Origin of the sequence: Streptomyces sp. 8L, from assembly GCF_020176795.1 — a bacterium.
In the GTDB taxonomy this organism is placed as follows: domain Bacteria; phylum Actinomycetota; class Actinomycetes; order Streptomycetales; family Streptomycetaceae; genus Streptomyces.
Window position 1 is genome coordinate 1 of sequence record NZ_JAIUKE010000628.1, and the last position, 1,288, is coordinate 1,288.

Here is a 1,288-nt window from a genome sequence, read left to right on the forward strand (position 1 = left end):
CTCCGGTCGTGACCTCCCCGGTTGTCACCGCTCCGGTCGTCACCTCTCCCGCCGTCACCGCTCCGGCGGTTCCGCCGGGCGCCGTTCCCCGGGCCGGCGCCTCCCCCGAGCGCGGCGGTCCTGAGCAAGGGCCTCCCCTGCGCGCGCTGTTACGGCGCTACCGCGGCGCGGGCGAACTCCTCTCCTGCGAACCGGTCACCCAGGGGCTGCTCAACCGCGGCTACCGGCTCGCGACCACGCGCGGCGCCTACTTCCTCAAGCACCACCTGGACGGCGACCGTGACGCGATCGTCCGCCAGCACCGCGCCACCCAGCGCCTGGAGCGGCTCGGCGTGCCCGTCGCGCCACCGGTCGAGGACGCGGGCGGCGACACCGTCGCGGTCATCGGCGGCCACTGCTACGCCCTGCACCCCTGGATCGACGGCAGGCACCGCGGCGGCGCGCAGCTGACCGTCCGCGCCTCCGCGCACCTCGGCGCGCTGCTGGGGCTCGTGCACACCTGTCTGGACCATGTGATGGACGCGGGGCACGGCGACAGGACGGGTTCCGACAGGACCGGTTCCGACAGGACCGGTTCCGCCGGGTCCCGCGCGGTCCCGTACGCCGGGTACGAGAGCCGCGACCCCGCGCTGACCTTCCAGGAGATCTCCGAGCTGCTCGCACTGGCGCGCGCCCGCCGCCCCCGTGACGCGTTCGACGAGCTGGCCGCCCACCGCCTCGTGGAGCGGCGCGCGCTGCTGGAGCGCCACGCGCACCGCAGGCCGCCGCCGGGCGCGGAGCCCGCCCCCGGCTGGGTGCACGGCGACTTCCACCCGCTGAACCTCCTCTACCGGGGCGTCGAGCCCGCCGCGATCGTCGACTGGGACCGGCTGGCGGTCCTGCCGCGGGCGGAGGAGGCCGTACGGGCCGCCGCGATCTTCTTCGTACGGCCGACGGGGAGACTGGAGCTGGCGAAGGTGCGGGCGTACGCGACGGCGTACCGGCGGGCGGCGGGCGCGGACGCGCGCGAACTCGCCGCGGCCGTGCACCGGGTGTGGTGGGAGCGCCTCAACGACTTCTGGATACTGCGCTGGCGGTACGTGCGCCACGACCTCAGGGCCGACCCGCAGTTCGCCGCGGTGTCGGCCCTGGCGGTGTGGTGGACCAAGGAGTACGAAACGGTCCGCGAGGCCTTCACGGCCTGAGCGGGCCCCGGGCCGCGGGCCGGCAGGGCGGCGGAGCGGCGGGGCGGCCCGCGCCCCCCCGCCCCGCGCGGGGGGGGGGGCGGGGCCCCCCCCCGGGGGGGGGG

General features: G+C 77.3%; 1 protein-coding gene. It reads left to right on the top strand.

Annotated features, from left to right (window positions below; genetic code table 11):
• The first annotated feature begins 137 nt into the window (after positions 1 to 137).
• A complete protein-coding gene (locus LCE31_RS36005; protein WP_225022088.1) occupies positions 138 to 1,184 on the top strand; it encodes a phosphotransferase in 1,047 nt (348 codons plus the stop codon).
• Positions 1,185 to 1,288 lie beyond the last annotated feature (104 nt).